This window comes from Stenotrophomonas sp. GW821-FHT09E08, assembly GCF_059416125.1.
The window spans coordinates 445726-462256 of record NZ_JBWKOO010000002.1 but is presented as its reverse complement, the minus strand read 5'-3'; the positions used below and the strand labels follow the sequence as shown (position 1 = coordinate 462256).

Sequence of the window (16531 nt, the reverse complement as noted above, 5' to 3'; positions counted from 1 at the left end):
ACGGGGATAGGCACAGCGCAGCAGGCGGCTCAGGCCAGCGCTGGCTCGCCGACGTTCCCACCAATACGGGCCCGGTAGGCTCGCGGCGAGAAGCCGGTTTCAGCCTTGAACTTGCGGGTAAAGGCGCTCTGGTCGCTGAAACCGCAGGCCTGGCCGATGCAGGCGATGCTGTCGTCGCCATGCAGCAGGTGCATGGCCATCTGGATCCGCAGCCGGGTCAACACCTGCTGCGGGGTCATCTGGAACACTTTGCGGAAACTGCGCTCCAGCTTGGACAGCGAGAAGCCGGTGATGTCCAGCAGGGTCTGCATGCGCACGTTCTCGGCGTAGTGCGCATTGAGGTGGGCCAGCGCCAGCCGCAGCTGCTCGTACTGGGCGCCCAGGCTGTCCTTCTGGCCAAGGTCCCGGGAAATGCCGATCAGGCCCTCGATCGCCCCGTCGACCACCAGCGGGCGCTTGCAGGTCAGGCACCAGCCCGGTTCGCGGTTGGCGAACAGGTGCAGCTCCATCAGGTTCTCGATCACCTCGCCGGACAGCACACGGGCGTCCTGGTCGACGTAATCCGCACTGAGGCCGGTCGGGTAGATCTCGGCCGCGGTACGGCCGATCACGTCCTTGCGCGCACGCAGGCCCAGCCGTCGCAGCATGGTCTGGTTGACGTAGGTGTAGCGGCCCTGGCGATCCTTCATGAAGAACAGCACGTCCGGAATGGCGTCGAACAGGGCTTCGATGTCGGCGGGTTCGACTCGCATGCGGCAAGCATACCCGAGCCGCCGATTTCCCTGCGCGTTCACCCCCAGGGGACTGGGGATTAACGCCACCCGCGCCAGTGTCCGGAGTCTGCCCCTACCCGCTCCAGGAGAACCTCCATGGCCGCCAGCAAGCCGACCGGCAAGCGCGCTCCCGCCACTCCCTCCGCCGACCGTGACAGCCGCGGCCAGGGCGATGAACTGCATCAGCTGGCAGGAGGCGCCCATCCGGTACTGACCAGCAACCAGGGCATCCCGGTCGTCGACAACCAGAATTCCCTGCGCCAGGGGCCGCGTGGGCCGACCTTGCTGGAAGACTTCCTGCTGCGCGAGAAGATCACCCACTTCGACCACGAACGCATTCCCGAGCGCATCGTCCACGCGCGCGGTTCGGCTGCCCACGGCTTCTTCGAACTGACCCGGTCGCTGGGCAAGGTGACCCGGGCGAAGATCCTCACCGAGGTCGGGGTGAAGACGCCGGTGTTCACCCGCTTCTCCACGGTTGCCGGCGGCGCAGGCTCGGTCGACACCCCGCGCGACGTGCGCGGCTTCGCGGTGAAGTTCTACACCAGGGAAGGCAACTGGGACCTGGTCGGCAACAACATTCCGGTGTTCTTCATCCAGGATGCGATCAAGTTCCCCGACCTGATCCATGCGGTGAAGATGGAACCGGACCGCGCGTTCCCGCAGGCGGCCAGCGCGCACGATACGTTCTGGGATTTCGTCTCGCTGATGCCCGAGTCGATGCACATGATCATGTGGGCGATGAGTGACCGCACGATCCCGCGCTCGCTGCGCACCATCGAAGGCTTCGGCATCCACAGCTTCCGCCTGCTGGATGAGGAAGGAAATTCCACCTTCGTCAAGTTCCATTGGCGTCCGAAGCTGGGGCTGCAGTCCACGATCTGGGACGAGGCGCTGAAGCTGCAGGCCGCCGACAACGATTTCCACCGCCGCGACCTGTTCGAGGCGATCCAGCGCGGCGACTTCCCCGAGTGGGAGCTGGCCGTGCAGCTGTTCACCGAAAAACAGGCCGATGGCTTCCCGTTCGACCACCTGGACCCGACCAAGATCATCCCCGAGTCGCTGGTGCCGCTGCAGGTGATCGGACGCATGGTGCTGGACCGCTGGCCGGACAACTTCTTCGCCGAGACCGAGCAGGTCGCCTTCTGCCCGGCCAACGTGCCGCCGGGCATCGATTTCAGCAACGACCCGCTGCTGCAGGGGCGGCTGTTCTCCTATCTGGATACCCAGCTGATCCGCCTGGGCGGACCGAACTTCAACCAGATTCCGATCAACGCACCGAAGTGCCCGTTCGCCAACCACCAGCGCGATGGCCACATGCAGATGCAGGTGCCGAAGGGGCGCGTGGCCTACGACCCCAGCTCGCTGCAGGAAGACAGCCCTCGCGAGACGCCTGCCGGTTTCCGCAGCCACGCCAGCGCCGATGATGGGCGCAAGGGCCGCACCCGCGCGGAGAGCTTTGCCGACCACTACAGCCAGGCGCGGATGTTCTTCCGCAGCCTGGAAAAACCGGAACAGGCGCACCTGGCCTCGGCGCTGGTGTTCGAGCTGTCGAAGGTGGAAACCGAGAAGGTGCGCGTGCGCACCGTCAGCCATCTGCGCAACATCGACGAAGGCCTGGCCAAGCGCGTGGCCGACGGGCTGGCACTGGGCACCCTGCCCGCCCCGGCACCGACGGCAACCCCTGCACAGGACCTGCCCGCCGCACCCGAGGTCCGCGTGATCGGCCGCAACAAGCCCCTGCTGCAGGGGCGCTGCATCGGCATCCTGTTCGACGAGGGCTCCGACACACGGGTGATCGCCACTCTGCGCAAGGCCGCCGAAAAGGCCGGCGCCAGCGTCAAGCTGATCACACCTAAAATCGGTGGTGCCACACTCAGCGACGGCAAGGTGCAGGCCGCCGATGGACAGCTGGCCGGTACCCCGTCGGTGGTGTTCGATGCAGTAGCGGTAGTGCTGAGTGCCGACGCCGGCAAGGCCTTGGCCAAGGAAGCGGCAGCCGTGGGCTTTGTCAGCGATGCCTGGGCGCACCTGAAAGCCATCGCCAGTGACGAAGGCGCACAGGCCCTGCTGAAGGCAGCGCGCGTCGGCAACGATGCCGGCACCGTGGAGGCCGAAGACATCAAGGCCTTCATCGCCGCTGCCGCCACCCGCCAGTGGGCCCGCGAGCCGAAGCTGCGCCTGCTGGCCTGACCATCCGACAGGAGAATCCCCATGCCCCGTGGTGACAAATCCGCCTATACCGACAAACAGAAGCGCCAGGCCGAGCATATCGAAGAGAGCGAGCGCGAACGTGGTGCCAGCGAAGGCACCGCCGAGCGCATCGCCTGGGCCACCGTGAACAAGCAGGATGGTGGTGGCAAGCGCAGCGGCGGCGCGCGCAAGGCAACGAAGAAGGTGGCCAGAAAGACAACGGCGAAGAAGGCTTCCGCAAGCAAGGCGCCTGCAAAGAAGGTGGCGAAGAAGACCGCTGCGAAAAAGACGCCTGCGAAGACGACCGCCACCAGGAAGACTGCTGCAAAGAAGGTGGTGAAGAAGGCCCCTGCGACTGTCCCTGCAAAGAAGGCGGCCGCCGCGAAGGCAACGCAGAAGAGCGCCTCACGCAGCACCGCAGCGAAGAAGGCCGCGAAGACCCGTGCAGCAAAAAAGGTGGTACGCAAGACCGCGGCGAAGAAGGCCGCACGCACCCGCGCCGGCAGTTAGCCGGTAGCGGGCAGCGCCCTCACCCAACCGGCCACCACTGCGGCGGCCGGTTCGGCACAGGCCTGCAACAGCAGATGCGGCCCTTCAAGGGCAACATGCCGCGCGTCCGGCAGCAGGGTCTGCAGCTCGGCTACGCTCGGCGGCCACAGCTGCCGGTCATGGCCCGCCTGCAGGCACAGCGTCGGCACCCCGATCTGCGGCAGCAATGCGCGTACGTCCACCCGCAGGGTCGCTGCGGCGCGCTGCCGCAACGTGGTCGCTGGAATCTGAGCCAACGCATCGCGCAGCATCGACGCCCTGCATGCGGGTCATCGCATGCAGGGCGTTATCCAACATCGCGCTGCCGTTGTCCTACGCCGCGCGTGCAGGCACGATGGGCATGCGCGCTCCCTGCTCCAGCTGGAATACCGACACCGACGTGGTCAGCGCATGCGCCTGCTCTTCCAGCGCGCGGCTGGCAGCGGTCGCCTCTTCCACCAGCGCAGCGTTCTGCTGGGTCACCTGGTCCATCTGCACCACCACCTGGTTGACCTGCTCGATGCCGGCCGCCTGTTCCTTGCTGGCGGCGGCGATGTCGCTCATCAGCTGGGTGGTACGCGAGCTCGCCTGGGCCACGCGGGCAATGGCGGCTTCCGATTCCACGGTCACGGCCAGACCACTCTGCACCTTGGCGGCGGCGTCCTCGATCAATTCCTTGATCTCCTTGGCAGCGACACCGGCACGCTGTGCCAGCGTACGCACTTCGCTGGCCACCACCGCGAAGCCGCGGCCCTGTTCGCCGGCACGCGCCGCTTCCACAGCAGCGTTCAGCGCCAGGATGTTGGTCTGGAAGGCGATGCCATCGATCACCGTGGAGATTTCCGAAATGCGCGCCGAAGACTGGTCGATCTCGCCCATCACCGTGGCCATCTGCGCCATGGCCTGCTCGGTCTCGCGCACGGCAACGCCGGCCGCATGCGCTTCGCTGTCGGCCTGACGTGCCAGCTCGGCGTTCTGGCGCACGGTCGAGGTCAGCTCTTCCATCGAGGCGGCAGCCTCTTCCAGATTCGCGGCCTGTTGTTCGGTACGGCGCGACAGATCGTTGTTGCCGGCCGCCAGTTCCTGTGCCGCGTTGTTGATGCTGTCGGCGGCCACCTGGATGCCACGCACGATTCCGGTCAGCTGCGTGGTGGTGGCATTGGCATCGTCACGCATGCGCGCGAACACGCCCTCGTACTCGCCCTCCATGCGCGCGGTGAGGTTGCCATGCGAGATGGCGCGCAGCACGTCGGAGACATCGGCGATGCTGGCCTGCGAACTGGCCATCATGCCGTTGAGGTGGTTGACCATCGCCTGGAACTGGTACTGGAATGCCGCGGCGTCGCCACGCACGCTGAAATCGCCAGCGCGCGCGGCACGGGCCAGTTCATCGATCTGCGCGTTGATCGCCATCAGGCTCTGCTTCACCGCCGCCAGGGTACGGGTCAGCGTGCCCTTCTCACCCGGGTACTCGGGCAGATCGCGGCTGAGGTCGCCGATGGCATAGCGCTGCATCACCTCGGCCATCAGCAGCTGCACCTGCACGTGCGATTCGACCAGGTGGTTGGTGGCCTGCACCATGCGGCCGAAGTCGCCGGGGAACGCACTGGCGTCCATCCGGTAACGGATCGCGCCGGCTTCATGCTGCTCGGCCATCTGCAGCTGCGCGCCGATGGCGGCCTGCACGCTCTGGCGCACGCTGGCCATGGCCTCGCCGAGCTGGGTCAGCTCGTCACGGCCACCCAGGCGGAATTCCTGGTCCAGTTCACCCTTGGACAGGCGCTCGGCCAGCTGCACTGCACGCGCCAGCGGGCCGGTCATGCTGCGACCGATCAGCACCGATGCGGCGATGCCTGCCAGCAGCGCCACCCCACCCAGCACCAGCAGCTGCAGCAGGCTGCGCTCGCCCAGGCGGATCGCCTCGGCAGCGGCCTCGCGGCTTTCCTTTTCTTCATAGGCCACGCCATCGGCCAGTGCCTTGTTCCAGCCATTGGCCGCTTCCTGCACCGGGCCCAGGGTCAGCGCTACGGCGCCGGGGAAATCGCCCTGTTCCATCAGTTCGCTGGTCTGCTTGTTGAGCGGACGGGCGATCGCGCGCTTGGCGGCGATGGTCTCGCCGATCACCTTGCCTTCGGCATCGCCGGGCAGGGCCTGGTAGGCCGTCCAACTGGCCTCGTAGCGCTTGACCAGATCGGCGATGCGCTGCTCGTCGTTGGCACGGTCTTCGCCCTGGCGGATCAGCATCTCGCGGCGCACGACCATCATCTGGTTGTTGGCATCAAGCATCTCCGACAGCAGCCGCACCTTGGCTACGCCGACCTCGACCACCTGCTCCATCGCACGCTTCTGCACCATGGTGGCGGTGGCACCGGTAGCGACCACGGCGGCAACCAGCAGCAACAACAGGCCAAAGCCAAGCCCAAGACGCCAGGCGACCCTGACGTTCCTCAAGTAGTTCATGGGGTGAATCCAAAACGGGGGGGATGCGCCCATATCGGCCCGCCAGCCCGGAATCTTGATCGCCTCCCGCTCGACCGCGTCGGAAGCCGTTCACCTTGGTGAGATCCGGCCTCCCGCTTCTGCGGCGGGAGGATGGCCCGGCGGCGCGGCCCCACTGCTCATGCTGGCATCAGTTTTCTTTCACGGCGGCTGCGCAGCCTCTACGGGCAGGGTGGAGGCGAGATCTGCCTGGAGATGCCCATGCCCGTATGCCGCCCCGCCCTGCTCGCCCTGTCGCTGCTGATGTCGCCCGCTTTTGCGCAGACGCCCCCGCCCGCCGGCCTGCCAGCACCCATCGCCGAAAAGGCCGGCCTTGACACGGCGGCGCACTCGCCCCTGCACGCCCAGGTGCTTCTGGACCGCGCCAATTTCTCTCCGGGCGAAATCGATGGCGAAGTGGGCAGCAATCAACGCCGCGCGGTGTCCGGCTTCCAGGCAGCGCACGGACTGACGGTCAGCGGCGAACTGGACGACGCCACCTGGAAGGCCCTGCAGGCCGACTCGGTCGGCCCCCTTGCCAGCTACACGCTGACCGCAGAGGACGTGGCCGGTCCGTTCGTTGCGGTTCCCAAAAAGCCCGCCGACCAGGCCAAGCTGAAGGCACTCGGCTTCAGCAGCGTGGAGGAATCGCTGGGCGAACGCTTCCATGCCGCACCGGAGCTGCTGAAGGCGCTCAATCCCGGTGTGGATCTGAGCAAGGCCGGCAGCCGCATCCAGGTGCCCAATGTTGCGCCCGCTGCATTGCCCAAGGCCGCCAAACTGGTGGTCGACAAATCCGACTCCACCCTGCAGCTGCTGGACGCGCAGGGCAAGGTGATCGCGCAGGTACCGGTGTCGTCGGGCAGCGAGCACGACCCGCTGCCGATCGGTGAGTGGAAGATCCTCGGCGTCTACCCGGACCCGCCATTCCACTACAACCCGAAGCTGTTCTGGGATGCCAGGAAGGGCGATCGCAAGGCCACGATTCCGCCCGGGCCTAACAATCCGGTCGGCCGGGTCTGGATCGACCTGTCCAAACCCCATTACGGCCTGCACGGCACGCCGGTGCCCGGCCATGTCGGCAAGACCGAATCGCACGGCTGCGTGCGCATGACCAACTGGGATGCGCTGCGCGTGGCTGCAGCGGTGGATACCTCGGTACCGGTCGTCATGCAGGAGTGAGCCGATGCGACTAGCGCAATTGATCGTACTGGGGCTGGTGATGGGCGTGGCAGCCGGATGGTGGCTGCAGCGCGATGGCGCGCCGTCCGATGACAGGGATGCCCGCCCCCTTGCAGTGGCGCAGACCTCCGCTGCGGCCGACAGCGCCCGTGCCGTACCCGTGGAGCAGGCGACAACGGCAATCGCCGCGCCCGCCCCAGCAGCAACGGGCGACACACCCTCCGGTCTGCTGCTGCCGGTACAGGGCATTGCACCGTCGCAACTGCAGGACACCTTCACCGACGCACGCAGCGAAGGCCGCGTGCACGATGCGATCGACATCATGGCTACTGCCGGCACACCGGTGCTGGCGGTGGCCGATGGCCATGTCGAGAAGCTGTTCGACAGCGAACGCGGCGGCCTGACCATCTATCAGTTCGAACCCAGCGGTCGCTGGTGCTACTACTACGCGCACCTGCAGCGCTACGCCGACGGCCTGGCCGAGAAGCAGACCATCAAGCGCGGCGATGTGATCGGTTACGTCGGCAGCACCGGCAACGCCAACCCCGCAGCCCCGCACCTGCATTTCGAAGTGCACGTGCTGGGCCCGGAGAAGCAGTGGTGGAAAGGCGAGTCGATCAATCCCTATCCATTGCTGACAAAAGGGGACGGAGGGGATTAAGTCGCAACCCGCATGGTCTGGTCGTGGCGCCTAGGCAGCGCGTGGACGCTGCCTGCGCAGCGCGATGGTGAAGATCACCAGTGCGATGCCTGGAACCAGCAGCAACAACGCCGCCACCTTCCAGAAAAAGAACGGCCACAACCACACATAGTCCAGGTCGGTCAGCTTCAGCACGTCCATCGGCGGCAGCAGTTCCACCGAGGCCGCGCGACCGGCCAGCGCCGGGTCGACCTCCAGCACGGTCAGCCGCAGCCAGGAACGACCGCGCGGCAGCGCATCCCCTCGGCCATAACCGAAATACGAGGCGGCAAATCCACCAGGTTCAACCGATTCCAGCGCGCGGGTGATGTCGGAGCACGGCGCGCCCGAGCGCGTGTCGGCGCGGAAGTCAGTCTGATCTGTCGGGGTTTCCGCGCGCAGGCGTACCTCAGGATCGATCACCGTGGCAGTACCGTCATCCGCATAACGCAGGCGCAGCCGAAGTTGGTCATCAATGAAACGGTAGACCGTGATCTCGGCCGTCGTACCCGGGTTCAGCACCAGAGGCAGCACCTGCGTGCGTGAGGCCACGTGATTGGCGATCGCGCCCAGCACCAGCACCACGCAGGCAAGCGCCCACAGGCTCCACAGCACCCACAGGGTGATCCGCACTACTGTCTCGCCCTTCACGCTGACATCCTGGTCATCGCGTCGCTTCCCCGCTGGCCTTGGCGACACAGTAACGAAAAAGCCCCGCTTTCGCGGGGCTTTTTCTTCCAGCGGTGCCGGGCAGAACCCGGCATCGCCGCATCACTCAGGCGAACGGATCCTGCAGGACCATGGTGTGGTCGCGGTCCGGGCCGGTGGAGACGATGCTGATCGGGCAGCCGGCCAGCTCTTCCAGCGAACGCAGGTAGGCGCGTGCGGCCGGCGGCAGGTCATCCCAGTTGGTGATGCCGTGGGTGTTTTCGGTCCAGCCCGGGAACTCCAGGTACACCGGGGTGCACTCTTCCCAGCCCTGCGCGTCCAGCGGCGCGTACTCGGTGCGCTTGCCGTTGTACTCGTAGGCGATGCAGACCTTCAGCTTTTCCATGCCGTCCAGCACGTCCAGCTTGGTGATGCACAGGCCGCTGATGCCATTGATGGCCACGGCGCGCTTCAGCGCGACGATGTCCATCCAGCCGCAGCGACGCGGGCGGCCGGTCGAGGCACCGTATTCGGCGCCGCGGTCGCGGATGCCCTGGCCGATTTCATCGTCCAGCTCGGTCGGGAACGGGCCGCCGCCAACGCGGGTCGCGTAGGCCTTGGCGATGCCCAGCACGTAGTCGATCGCGTCAGCACCGACGCCGGCACCGGCCAGCGCACCACCGACGGTGGTGTTGGAGCTGGTGACGTACGGGTAGGTACCGTGGTCGATGTCCAGCAGCGCGCCCTGCGCACCTTCGAACAGCACGCGCTTACCCTGCTTGCGCAGGTCGTGCAGGATGCCGGCCACGTCGGACTTCATCGGCTGCACGTACTCGCCGAAGGCCAGTGCTTCATCGAAGGTCTTCTGGAAATCGACGGCGTCGGTGTTCAGGTACTTGGTCAGCACGAAGTTGTGGTAATCCAGCGCGGTGCGCAGGAGTTCTTCCAGCTGCTTCGGATAATGCAGGTCGGCGATGCGGATGCCGCGACGCGCCACCTTGTCTTCGTAGGCCGGGCCGATGCCACGACCGGTGGTGCCGATCGCCTTGCCGCCGGCAGCGCGTTCGCGCGCCTGGTCCAGGGCGATGTGGTACGGCATGATCAGCGGCGCGGCCGGGGAGATCTTCAGGCGCGAACGCACTTCCACGCCGGAGGTTTCCAGCTCGGCGATTTCCTTCTGCAGCGCGGCCGGTGAGATCACCACGCCGTTGCCGATCAGGCACAGCGCATCGTCACGCAGGATGCCCGACGGGATCAGGTGCAGGACGGTCTTCTTGCCGTTGATGACCAGGGTGTGGCCGGCATTGTGGCCGCCCTGGAAGCGCACGACGGCGCCGATTTCCTCAGTGAGCAGATCGACGATCTTGCCCTTGCCTTCATCGCCCCACTGGGCACCCAACACTACGACAGACTGACCCATGACGGGCTCCTCGATTTTGTAGCGGCCATCGGGGCCGCGGACGGGTAAACCGTGGCGGGGCTGCCCAGCACCTGGATGGCGGCTCCAAACGGGGAGCAGCCGGCGATGGAAGGCCCAGACACAGAAAAAGCCGAACGGGGAGGCCCGTCCGGCTTTTGTGCATTATCCGGGTTTCCGGGGTCCGGTGCCACCTTTCCGACGGGCGGCTTCACCGGCCGGTCAGCCACCCCGCCCCGGTAGTGCCGGCCGCTGGCCGGCCCCCCCCCCCCCGGCACTACCCTTCTAATGCCGCGCCCACCACAGGAGGCTCAGGCCAGCCAGCAGCACCAGCCCGCCGAAGCTGCGCAGGGCCGGGCTGGGCAGGTCAAGCAGGCGCTCGGCCATGCGCTTCCAGGCGAACGGGGCGACGAACAGGAACAGGCCTTCCAGCACCGCCACCAGGCAGACGGCGGCGAACAGATCTTTCATGGGGGACTCCGGAAAAAGCACGGGGCCCGGCATCTGGCCGGGCCCCGTGGGGTACTGCCCTGCGACCTCAGCGGTCGTTCTTCAGGTACTGCAGGAACGGGTCGTTCTTGTCGAGCACGATCACGCCGTTGCCGTCGGTCATGGAGCCACGGTAGGCCTCCAGGCTGCGGTAGAACGCATAGAAGGACGGATCGGCCGAGCCGGCCTTGCCGTAGATGCGGGCCGCATCGGCATCGCCTTCACCGCGCAGGCGCTGGGCATCACGCTCGGCTTCGGCGATCAGCACGGTGCTGTCACGGTCGGCCTGGGCACGGATGGTCAGCGACTGCTCCTCGCCCTCTGCACGCAGCTTGGCAGCTTCCTGCTTGCGCTGCGCGCGCATGCGCTCGTACACGTCGTTGATCACCTGGCTGTCGGTCGGCAGGTCCACCTGCTTGATGCGCAGGTCGATCATCTGCATGCCCAGCCCAGCCACGGCCTCGTTGATCCCCTTCAGCTGCTCGGCGATCAGCTCGCTGCGGTCGCCGGAGACCAGCTGCTGCAGGGTGCGCGAGTTGATCTGGTTGCGCAGCGAGTCGGTGATGATCGGTGCCAGGCGGGCGTTGGCGATACGCGGATCGCCGCCGGTGGCACGGAAGTAGTCACCCACGTTGGAGATGTAGCCGATGGCGAAGAAGTCGACGCTGACGTCCTTCTGCTCGGCAGTGAAGTAGCGCGCCGGAGCGGTGTCGAGCACCTGGAAGCGGCGGTCGAAGACCTTCACCGTTTCCACCACCGGCACCTTGAAGTGCAGGCCCGGCTTGATGTCCGAACGCACCACCTTGCCCAGGTTCAGGACCATGGCAGTCTGGTCCTCACGGACCACGTACACCGAGCCGAGCAGGCCCAGCACCACCGCCACGATCACGGCGATCCAGATAGGACTCTTCATCGGCTGCCCTCCTCACGGCCGCTCGGTCGCCCGGTCGGGCGGCCCACCGGCCGGCCCGGATCACGGGAAGCTTCCACCGCTGCACCCGGCAGCGACGGCATCACCACGTCCGGGTTCGCTACTGCGGCCGGAGCCGACGTGCTGGGACGGGTATCGCCGGTCATCGGCACATAGATCAGCTGGCGACCATCGCCACCGATCACCTTGCGGTTCTCGCTCAGCACCTGCTGCACGGTCTCCAGCCACAGGCGCTTGCGGGTCACTTCCGGGGCGTCCTTGTACTGGGCCTGCAACAGACTGAAGCGCTGCGCGTCACCCTCGGCCTTGGACACCACGGCCTGCTTGTAGCCTTCTGCGGTGGTACGGGCACGCGAGGCCTGGCCTCGGGCTTCCGGCACGACCTTGGCGGCGTAGGCCTGCGCTTCGTTGATCAAGCGTTCCTTGACCTGCTGGGCACCGTTGACCTCGTCGAAGGCCGGCTTGACTTCCTCCGGCGGACGGGCGTCCTGCAAGGTCAGGCCGGTCACGGTCAGGCCGGTCTTGAACGCCTTCAGCAGCGCCTGCAGGCGCTCCTCGGCGGCCACGGCCAGCGGGCCACGGTTGTTCAGCACCGCGTTGAGGTCGGCGCGGCCGACTTCCTCACGGACCGCACTCTGCGCCGACTGCTCCAGCACCTGGTTGGCATCAACCGTGCCGAACAGGTACTGCTGCGGGTCGTCGATGCGGTACTGGACGTTCAGCGAGACGTTGACGATGTTCTCGTCGCGGGTCAGCACCGGTACCTGGATCGAGAAGGTCTTGATCTCGGTGGCGTTGACCTTGGTGACCGATTCGATCGGCCACGGCAGCTTGAAGTTCGGGCCGGGCTGCAGGATCCGCGAGAACTGGCCGAAGCGCAGCACCACGCCACGCTGCTGTTCGCCGATCAGCTGGAAGCTGGAGAACAGCACCAGCAGCACCACGGCCGCCGCGACCCAACGCAGGATGCCGCCGTCGAACAGGTCCTTCAGCGGCCCGGGCAGTCCGCCCCAGCCACCACCATTGCCACCACCGCGCGACCCGAACGGCCCGCGTCGATTGTTCTCGGGGCCTTGTCCGCCCTTGTTGCCGCCGGGTGTATTCCAGGCCATGCACGCTCCATCAAGATGTGGGCTGCGGCGCGGGCCCTTCCCGCAACGCCAGCCGTGAAACCATTACCGATCATACAAGATGGGGCGGACCGGCAGGATTGAAAGGGGCTCGACGGGGTAAGGTGGCGTTTTCCTCGAAGTCAGGCAGCGCCGATGGCCCCCACCACCCCGTTTACCGCCTTCCGCATCGAAAATGACGATGCCGGTTACCGCGCCGGCCTCGCCCAGCTCACTGTCGACGACCTCAACCCCGGCCAGGTGCTGATCCGCGCACAGTGGTCTTCGGTCAACTACAAGGACGCGCTGGCGGGCACCGGCAAGGGTAGGATCCTGCGCCGCTTCCCGCTGGTCGGCGGGATCGATGTGGCCGGCACCGTGGTGGCATCCACCGACCCGGCCTGGCGTGAAGGCGATGCGGTACTGGCCACCGGCTGCGGCCTCAGCGAAACCCGCGACGGCGGCTACAGCCAATATGTGCGGCTGGAATCGAGCGCGGTGATCGCGCTGCCGGCCGGGCTGAGTGCCCGCGAGGCAATGGTGCTGGGCACCGCCGGCTTCACGGCGGCGTTTGCCCTGCTGCGCCTGCAGGACAACCGGCAGACCCCGGAGCTCGGCCCGCTGGCGGTCACCGGTGCCAGCGGCGGTGTGGGCGCGCTGGCGCTGTCCATCTTCAGCCGCGCCGGCTACACAGTGCACGCGGTCAGCGGCAAGCCAGAGCAGTCGGACTTCCTGCGCGGCATCGGCGCCGCCGAAGTGCTGCCACGTGAGGCGTTGGCCGATACCGGCCCACTGCAGTCCGCCCGCTTCGGCGGGGGCCTCGACAATGCCGGAGGCGACATGCTGGCCAGCCTGCTGGCGCAGACCGTGCCCTATGGCAGCGTGGTCAGCGCCGGCCTCGCGGCGAGCCCGAAACTGGACATGACGGTGATGCCGTTCATCCTGCGCGGCGTGTCACTGCTGGGCGTGTCCTCGGCCAATGCACCGCGCGGGCTGCGCGAAGCGGTGTGGGCGCGACTGGGCAACGAGTGGAAGCCGCAGCACCTGGACCGCATCTGTACCGCCGAAGTCGGCCTGGACGGCCTGCCGGCGGTGTTCGAGCGGATGCTGGCCGGCGGTTCGCTGGGCCGCACCGTGGTGCGGATCGACTGAACGTCGCAGGCAGGCGACGGACGGCAGATGGGCCCCTCCCCCCGGTAATGAGCCCGCACTACACTGCGGGCATTACATGGGGAACAACATGGCACGCATTCTGATCGTCGACGACTCACCGTCGCAGCTGTTGGGGATACAGCGCATCGTCGAGAAGCTCGGGCACCAGATCCTGACCGCCACCGATGGCGCGGCCGGCGTGGAAACCGCCAAGGCCGAGCTGCCTGACCTGGTCCTGATGGACGTGGTGATGCCCAACCTCAATGGCTTCCAGGCCACCCGCACGCTTGCGCGCGACGAGGCGACCCGGCACATCCCGGTGATCCTGGTGACCACCAAGGACCAGGACACCGACCGCATGTGGGGCATGCGCCAGGGTGCCAAGGCCTACATCACCAAGCCGTTCTCGGAAGACGAACTGTCCGAGGTGCTGGAGCGGGTGTTCGCCGGGCAGGGCTGAGGCTTCCTGGCGGTGCCAACCGTGCTTGGCCCACCGCTCTGGTAGGTGCCAACCTTGGTTGGCACGCTTTTGTAGTGCCGGCCGCTGGCCGGCAACCACGCATCACCATCCAGGCCAATGAAATTGCCGGCCAGCGGCCGGCACTACCGGAAGGCGTGGGGGCCAGGAACCGCCCCCGCCGTATCACTCAGATCGTCTCGCCGAAGGCCTTTGCCAGGTTCCGGTACGCCTTCTTCTGCGCCTCGTCGGTCGCGGCCGGGGCCACGATCTCGATTTCAACAATCTGGTCGCCATCCGGGCTGCCTGGCAGCCCGCGGCCGCGCAGGCGCAGCTTGCGGCCGGCATCGGAATCGGCCGGAATCTTCAATTCCACCGCTCCACCCAGGGTCGGCACGCTGATGCTGGTGCCCAGCGCGGCCTGCCACGGCGTGACCGGCAGCGTGTAGAGGATGTTGCGGCCATCGACCTCGAACTGCGGGTGGGCAGCGTATTCCACTTCCAGCAGCAGGTTACCGCCGTGGTTGCCCTGCCCCGCCAGGCGGATCACCTGGCCCGGGCGGATACCCTTGGGCACGCGTACATCCAGCTGCTTGCCGTTGACGGTGATGCGCAGGCTGTCGCCGTTGTAGGCCGCTTCCAGCGGCACCGACAGCTTGGCGCGGGTGTCGCGGTTCGGCGCGTGGCCCTGGCTGCTGAAGCCCGGGCCCGGACCTGCACCGCCACGCTGGCGCGCGAACAGGCTCTCGAAGAAGTCGCTGAAGCCGCCATTGGGGCCACCGCCGCCGAACACTTCCTCGAAGTTGAAGCCACCGGCACCGCCGTAGTTCGGCGGTACGTTGAATTCCTCGCCCGGGCGATAGCCCTGTGCGCGCAGCTGGTCGTAGGCCGCGCGCTTCTCCGGGTCACGCAGCGCCTCGTAGGCCTCGTTGACCGCCTTGAACTTGTCCTCGGCCCCGGCCTCCTTGCTGACGTCCGGGTGGTACTTGCGTGCCAGCCGGCGGTAGGCGGTCTTGATTTCCGCCTCGCCCGCGCTCGGTTCCACCCCCAGGGTGGCGTAGTAATCCTTGAATTCCATCCAGCTACCTCGATCTGCTTCGGCCGCGCCGGTGGCGCCGCCCCGGGTTCATTCTACGCGCCGGCGATGCTACGCCGCCCCTGGTGCGGCCCCGGTGAGGCCGACTGATCCTGCGCAATGCGGCTGCCATCCCCATGCCCCACGCTGTGGCTGGAAGCCCCTGCCACAAAGCCTGAAGATGGGGCCTGCACACCGGGTTTCCAATGTCTTGACGCGTCTGTCCCATCCGGCCCACTAGCCTGCCCCTGCAAGGAGTTCCCCATGACCATCCATGTCGGCGACCGCATTCCGGAAGTGACCCTCAAGCGTATCCGCGAGGGCATCGAAACACTCGATACGCATTCGCTGTTCGATGCGCGCAAGGTGGTGTTGTTCGCCGTGCCCGGCGCGTTCACCCCGACCTGCTCGGCACGCCATCTGCCGGGCTTCGTCGAGAAATTCGATGCATTCCGCAAGCGCGGCATCGACGTCTACTGCATGGCGGTCAACGATCCGTTCGTGATGAAGGCCTGGGCCGCCGACCAGAGCGTGCCCGACGGCCTGCTGATGCTGTCCGACGGCAACGCCGAACTGACCCGCGCGCTCGGCCTGGAACTCGATGCCAGCGCCTCGGGCATGGGCATCCGTTCGCGCCGCTTTGCCCTATACGTGGTCGACGGCGTGGTCCGCGCAGCGTGGATCGAGCAGCCCGGCCAGTTCGAGGTGTCATCAGCCGATTACGTGCTGGAGCACCTGCCCACCTGATCTTCCACCGCAAGAGGAAACGGCCAGCCATGTCCACCAAGCCAGCCAAAGCTCCCAAGCCTGCCGCCAAGGTACCCGGCATCAGCGATCGCAAGACCCTGCGCGAGCGCGCCCGGCGCAACATCGAAGATGGGGCGATCACCGACAGCTACAGCGCCGATCGCAAGGCGGTGATCAAGCTGCTCAACGATGCACTGGCCACCGAGTACGTGTGCGTGCTGCGCTACTACCGGCACTACTTCATGGCCAAGGGCATGCTGGCCGACGCGATCAAAGCCGAGTTCCTGGAACATGCACAGCAGGAACAGGCGCATGCCGGCAAGTTGGCCGAGCGCATCGTCCAGCTTGGCGGCGAGCCGGACTTCAACCCCGATACGCTGACCGCGCGCTCGCATGCCGAGTACAAGGAAGGCAGTGACCTGCGCGACATGGTCCGCGAAAACCTGGTGGCCGAGCGCATCGCCATCGACAGCTACCGCGAGATGATCAACTTCATCGGCGACCGCGACACCACCACCAAGCGCATCCTTGAAGAGATCCTGGCGCAGGAAGAGGAGCACGCCGACGAGTTTGCGGACCTGCTGGATGGGTGGATCGGGGAATGATCCGGTAGATGCCCACCTTGGTGGGCGCTTCGCCGCGTGCCAACCAAAGTTGGCACCTACCAGAGCAC

At 66.7% G+C, this 16531-nt stretch carries 17 protein-coding genes; 8 read left to right on the top strand and 9 right to left on the bottom strand.

The annotated features are described in order from the left end of the window. Positions 1-29: 29 nt before the first annotated feature. Positions 30-752, bottom strand: coding sequence for an AraC family transcriptional regulator (locus AC07M7_RS04510; RefSeq protein WP_136639061.1), 723 nt, complete (start codon positions 750-752; stop codon positions 30-32). A 117-nt stretch (positions 753-869) separates the two neighbouring features. On the opposite strand from AC07M7_RS04510, the gene AC07M7_RS04505 reads away from it, so the two are divergent. Continuing rightward, positions 870-2966, top strand: a complete 2097-nt coding sequence (locus tag AC07M7_RS04505) for a catalase (protein WP_495206825.1) — start codon at positions 870-872, stop codon at positions 2964-2966. A 21-nt stretch (positions 2967-2987) separates the two neighbouring features. Further along, positions 2988-3476 (top strand): hypothetical protein, encoded by a 489-nt coding sequence (locus tag AC07M7_RS04500; RefSeq protein ID WP_495206824.1) that lies wholly within the window; start codon positions 2988-2990, stop codon positions 3474-3476. Here the strand turns inward: AC07M7_RS04500 and AC07M7_RS04495 are convergent. Further along, positions 3473-3766 (bottom strand): alpha/beta fold hydrolase, encoded by a 294-nt coding sequence (locus AC07M7_RS04495; RefSeq protein ID WP_253079727.1) that lies wholly within the window; start codon positions 3764-3766, stop codon positions 3473-3475. The genes AC07M7_RS04500 and AC07M7_RS04495 overlap by 4 nt on opposite strands. Before the next feature lie 61 nt (positions 3767-3827). After that, entirely contained in the window at positions 3828-5954 is a 2127-nt protein-coding gene (locus AC07M7_RS04490) for a methyl-accepting chemotaxis protein (RefSeq protein WP_253079726.1), read from the bottom strand. A gap of 234 nt (positions 5955-6188) precedes the next feature. Between AC07M7_RS04490 and AC07M7_RS04485 the strand changes: the two genes are divergently transcribed. Continuing rightward, entirely contained in the window at positions 6189-7154 is a 966-nt protein-coding gene (locus AC07M7_RS04485; RefSeq protein WP_495206823.1) for a L,D-transpeptidase family protein, read from the top strand. 4 nt (positions 7155-7158) lie between these two features. Further along, the gene (locus AC07M7_RS04480) at positions 7159-7815 is read left to right on the top strand and encodes a M23 family metallopeptidase (protein WP_495206822.1); all 657 of its coding nucleotides are present in this window, start codon (positions 7159-7161) and stop codon (positions 7813-7815) included. Positions 7816-7845: 30 nt separating this feature from the next. Here the strand turns inward: AC07M7_RS04480 and AC07M7_RS04475 are convergent, their stop codons facing one another. The 5 genes from AC07M7_RS04475 to hflK form a co-directional block, all read right to left on the bottom strand. Continuing rightward, on the bottom strand, positions 7846-8484 hold the full coding sequence (locus AC07M7_RS04475) for a hypothetical protein (protein WP_495206821.1): 639 nt from the start codon (positions 8482-8484) through the stop codon (positions 7846-7848). Between the two features lie 124 nt (positions 8485-8608). Continuing rightward, positions 8609-9901 (bottom strand): adenylosuccinate synthase, encoded by a 1293-nt coding sequence (locus AC07M7_RS04470; protein WP_025877044.1) that lies wholly within the window; start codon positions 9899-9901, stop codon positions 8609-8611. Between the two features lie 282 nt (positions 9902-10183). Then, entirely contained in the window at positions 10184-10369 is a 186-nt protein-coding gene (locus AC07M7_RS04465) for a DUF2065 domain-containing protein (RefSeq protein WP_005410640.1), read from the bottom strand. A 67-nt stretch (positions 10370-10436) separates the two neighbouring features. Further along, positions 10437-11300, bottom strand: a complete 864-nt coding sequence (hflC, locus tag AC07M7_RS04460; protein WP_010482785.1) for a protease modulator HflC — start codon at positions 11298-11300, stop codon at positions 10437-10439. Next, positions 11297-12430, bottom strand: a complete 1134-nt coding sequence (hflK, locus tag AC07M7_RS04455; protein WP_046985091.1) for an FtsH protease activity modulator HflK — start codon at positions 12428-12430, stop codon at positions 11297-11299. Before hflK ends, hflC begins: the two co-directional genes overlap by 4 nt. Positions 12431-12583: 153 nt before the next feature. Here hflK and AC07M7_RS04450 point away from each other — a divergent pair, with 153 nt between their 5' ends. Together AC07M7_RS04450 and pilH are read left to right on the top strand one after the other, a co-directional pair. Beyond that, a complete protein-coding gene (locus AC07M7_RS04450; RefSeq protein WP_337303086.1) occupies positions 12584-13579 on the top strand; it encodes a YhdH/YhfP family quinone oxidoreductase in 996 nt (331 codons plus the stop codon). Positions 13580-13667: 88 nt separating this feature from the next. After that, a complete protein-coding gene (pilH, locus tag AC07M7_RS04445) occupies positions 13668-14039 on the top strand; it encodes a twitching motility response regulator PilH (protein WP_005410644.1) in 372 nt (123 codons plus the stop codon). 187 nt (positions 14040-14226) lie between these two features. Here pilH and AC07M7_RS04440 read toward each other — a convergent pair whose 3' ends face one another. Then, positions 14227-15114, bottom strand: coding sequence for a DnaJ C-terminal domain-containing protein (locus tag AC07M7_RS04440; protein ID WP_046985089.1), 888 nt, complete (start codon positions 15112-15114; stop codon positions 14227-14229). A gap of 261 nt (positions 15115-15375) precedes the next feature. Here AC07M7_RS04440 and AC07M7_RS04435 point away from each other — a divergent pair, with 261 nt between their 5' ends. Both AC07M7_RS04435 and AC07M7_RS04430 read left to right on the top strand, forming a co-directional pair. Then, the gene (locus AC07M7_RS04435; RefSeq protein ID WP_046985088.1) at positions 15376-15858 is read left to right on the top strand and encodes a peroxiredoxin; all 483 of its coding nucleotides are present in this window, start codon (positions 15376-15378) and stop codon (positions 15856-15858) included. A 29-nt stretch (positions 15859-15887) separates the two neighbouring features. Continuing rightward, positions 15888-16463 (top strand): ferritin-like domain-containing protein, encoded by a 576-nt coding sequence (locus AC07M7_RS04430; protein ID WP_046985087.1) that lies wholly within the window; start codon positions 15888-15890, stop codon positions 16461-16463. Positions 16464-16531: the final 68 nt, after the last annotated feature.

Coding starts and splice junctions, on each gene's coding strand:
- AC07M7_RS04510 (WP_136639061.1), bottom strand. CDS start 752: ATGCGAGTCGAACCCGCCGACATCGAAGCCCTGTTCGACGCCATTCCG.
- AC07M7_RS04505 (WP_495206825.1), top strand. CDS start 870: ATGGCCGCCAGCAAGCCGACCGGCAAGCGCGCTCCCGCCACTCCCTCC.
- AC07M7_RS04500 (WP_495206824.1), top strand. CDS start 2,988: ATGCCCCGTGGTGACAAATCCGCCTATACCGACAAACAGAAGCGCCAG.
- AC07M7_RS04495 (WP_253079727.1), bottom strand. CDS start 3,766: ATGCTGCGCGATGCGTTGGCTCAGATTCCAGCGACCACGTTGCGGCAG.
- AC07M7_RS04490 (WP_253079726.1), bottom strand. CDS start 5,954: ATGAACTACTTGAGGAACGTCAGGGTCGCCTGGCGTCTTGGGCTTGGC.
- AC07M7_RS04485 (WP_495206823.1), top strand. CDS start 6,189: ATGCCCATGCCCGTATGCCGCCCCGCCCTGCTCGCCCTGTCGCTGCTG.
- AC07M7_RS04480 (WP_495206822.1), top strand. CDS start 7,159: ATGCGACTAGCGCAATTGATCGTACTGGGGCTGGTGATGGGCGTGGCA.
- AC07M7_RS04470 (WP_025877044.1), bottom strand. CDS start 9,901: ATGGGTCAGTCTGTCGTAGTGTTGGGTGCCCAGTGGGGCGATGAAGGC.
- AC07M7_RS04465 (WP_005410640.1), bottom strand. CDS start 10,369: ATGAAAGATCTGTTCGCCGCCGTCTGCCTGGTGGCGGTGCTGGAAGGC.
- hflC (WP_010482785.1), bottom strand. CDS start 11,300: ATGAAGAGTCCTATCTGGATCGCCGTGATCGTGGCGGTGGTGCTGGGC.
- hflK (WP_046985091.1), bottom strand. CDS start 12,430: ATGGCCTGGAATACACCCGGCGGCAACAAGGGCGGACAAGGCCCCGAG.
- AC07M7_RS04450 (WP_337303086.1), top strand. CDS start 12,584: ATGGCCCCCACCACCCCGTTTACCGCCTTCCGCATCGAAAATGACGAT.
- pilH (WP_005410644.1), top strand. CDS start 13,668: ATGGCACGCATTCTGATCGTCGACGACTCACCGTCGCAGCTGTTGGGG.
- AC07M7_RS04440 (WP_046985089.1), bottom strand. CDS start 15,114: ATGGAATTCAAGGATTACTACGCCACCCTGGGGGTGGAACCGAGCGCG.
- AC07M7_RS04435 (WP_046985088.1), top strand. CDS start 15,376: ATGACCATCCATGTCGGCGACCGCATTCCGGAAGTGACCCTCAAGCGT.
- AC07M7_RS04430 (WP_046985087.1), top strand. CDS start 15,888: ATGTCCACCAAGCCAGCCAAAGCTCCCAAGCCTGCCGCCAAGGTACCC.